Below are 2,799 nucleotides of genomic sequence, written 5' to 3' on the forward strand. Positions count from 1 at the left end.
CGGTTATCGTTGAACCATGTACGCTGCCAGGAGGCATAATCCGGATACTGGATTTCCAGTGGTGACAGTGAACTGGGCGAACCCCGGACAAAGGCATTGTAGAGCGCGCTCAACTCTCTGAGCAGGATACCTATCGACCATCCGTCGGAAACAATGTGATGCTGGATAACGATGAGGACGTGCTCTTGATCCCTAAGATGCACCATACAGGCGCGAATCAATGGCCCTTGCGTCAGATCAAAGGGCCGCAAGGACTGTTCTCGCACTAGTTCCTTCAGTGCTTTGGTTCCGTCCAGATGTCCCATCAAGTCGATTTCGAGCAGCCTGAAGTTCGCATCTGTGGACAGCAACCTAGCATGCGGCTGGCCGTCAAGTGATACGGAAAAAACAGTTCTAAGCGACTCATGCCGATCCAGAAGACCCTGAAAAGACCGTTGCATAGCTAATGAATCGATGTCACCGTATATCCGGAATGCAATCGGGATATGATACGAGGCAGAGTTCTTATCTTCTTGTGACATGAACCAGACACGTTGCTGCGCAAAAGAAAGTGGCAGAACATCCACGCGCTCAGCTCTCGAAATAGCGTGGTTATCTTTCGAATTCGATCGAATGCCTCTCGCCTCGGCCAGGACCTTGAGTTCTTTTACTTCCTCATTGCTCAAATTCTGCAGAGCAAGTTTAACTACGCTAGTCATGGAAAGACCTCGAGTAGATTAACAGATATAAACGAGAAGTATCTTAGATTGTGAAATCTAACCTGCCTTCAGGCGCGAGAAAATAGCACGATGTGTGGTTATCCCAATGCCGCTTTCATCAGCAACGCTTCCGAAAAAGTCTCAAGAGTGGGATGATTGAACAGCATGCGAATATCTGCGAACACATCGAACTCGTTCTGTACCCGACTGAGTAGTCTCACTGCCAAAAGTGAGTGACCACCTAGATCGAAGAAGTGGTCATGTCGTCCAACACGAGACAATCGAAGAAGATCCATCCATATAGCCGCGAGCGCGGTCTCGATGGGGCCTTTTGGCGGCTCGTACGTCCGTCGAAGGAATGAATTTTCATTTGGAATGGGAAGGGCCTTGCGGTCAAGTTTCCCGTTTGGTGTTAGCGGAAACTCCTCTAAGATGACGAAGGCTGCTGGCACCATATAGTCAGGGAGACTATCCGATAGGTGATTTCGAAGCTCCGCAATTAGACGATCTGCATTCGATTCTCCTTCTGGAGTGTCAGAAGCGTTGGGCACTACATAGGCAACCAGGCATTTATCCGTGCTGTCACCGCGAGCGACCACGATAGCGTCCGCAACATCCTTGTGCTCTGCAATGCGAGCCTCGATCTCGCCCGGTTCTATGCGAAATCCGCGAAGTTTTATCTGATGATCGTTCCGCCCGAGGAAAGCTAAATTTCCATCTGGAAGGTGGCGTGCGAGGTCATTGGTCCGATACATCCGTGCGCCATGCGTTGGATTAAACGGGTCTGGCATGAAACGCTCGGCCGTAAGATCGGGGCGGTTTAGATAACCCCTTGCCACGCCCGTACCACCAATATAAATCTCACCAACGGCGCCACGCGGTACGGGTTGGCGGTTAGCGTCCAGCAAATAGACGCGCATGTTGTGGATCGGACGGCCAATGTGAGGTACAGAGTCTTCGCTACCAATTATCCCGGAGGTTGCAACGACTGTATTTTCTGTACACCCATAGCAGTGAACCAATTTCGTGTTCGGCGGGATCTTCTCAGGAATGCTCTGGAGACTATCACCGCCGGTAAGGAGGTAGCGTAGATTCGGAGGAACGGACTCCCCGGCTAACATTTGCGACATGAGCGGTGTCACCATGAAGGCGAAATGAACGTCCTGTGCACACCACCATTTCAGCAGTGATGCCGTGTCATTTGTTGCTGCGGGAGGAAGTAGAAGCGTCGCGCCGGAAATAAGGGGTGGCCAAATTTCCCAGACGCAGGCGTCGAAAGAAAATCCCGCCGTGACTGTGCAGCGCACACCAGTATCAAGTTGAAAGGATCTTGCATTCCATGTGAGGAAGTTCGGTAGATGCTTATGTTCAACCATGACGCCCTTTGGCGTCCCGGTTGACCCGGACGTGTAGATCACATACGCCATATGATCTGGGCGCAAGCCAAGTTGTACGGGTTCTGGATTGATATCAGGCAACGTATTCCAAGCTGGCTCTGGTGCATCGAGCTCTAGAGTCGATCGATCCGAAAGCGGTCCGATTCCGATTGCGTCCCGTCCGGCTGCATCACAAAGAAGGAGCTTTGGATCTGCATCGTCAAGGATCGTCAGCAGGCGCGCAGACGGGTAAGCGGGGTCAAGCGGAATATAAGCGCCGCCAGCTTTAGCGATAGCTAACGGTCCGATAATCATGTCAAATGAGCGCTCGACGCAAATGGCTATACGATCTTCGGGTCCGACACCGCGTTCAATCAAGTAGTGCGCAAGTCGATTTGCCCTGAGGTTCAATTGCTGATAGGTCAATGCCTCGTTACCAAGAACCAGTGCTTGACCGTGAGGGTTACGTTGGACCTCGTCCTCAAATAGTTGGTGAAAGTAACGCTCGGGCGAGGGCGCTTCGGTTGCGTTCCATGTGTCGAGAAGCAGGGTGCGTTCATCCGGGGGAAGCAGGTCGACGGTAGTGATCGATCGGTGTTCGTCGTCGACCATCGCCTTGAGCATGATGTTCAGATAACCCGCATGGCGTTCAACAGTATTAGAATCAAACAGATCGGTGGCGTAGCTGATGCCACCACGAATCGAACCGCCCACTTCGCTTAGTT

2 protein-coding genes are annotated in these 2,799 nt (G+C 51.9%); both read right to left on the minus strand.

Translation table 11 applies throughout. The features are described 5' to 3' along the window. Window positions 1–698: condensation domain-containing protein (locus tag BLT65_RS46180; protein ID WP_244187126.1), on the minus strand; the 698-nt coding region annotated here is incomplete at its 3' end. A 98-nt stretch (window positions 699–796) separates the two neighbouring features. After that, the coding region (locus tag BLT65_RS46185) for a non-ribosomal peptide synthetase (RefSeq protein ID WP_143036738.1) at window positions 797–2,799 on the minus strand (2,003 nt) is incomplete at its 5' end.

The sequence above is a fragment of the Paraburkholderia steynii genome (genome assembly GCF_900100565.1).
Classification (GTDB): Bacteria; Pseudomonadota; Gammaproteobacteria; order Burkholderiales; family Burkholderiaceae; genus Paraburkholderia; species Paraburkholderia terrae.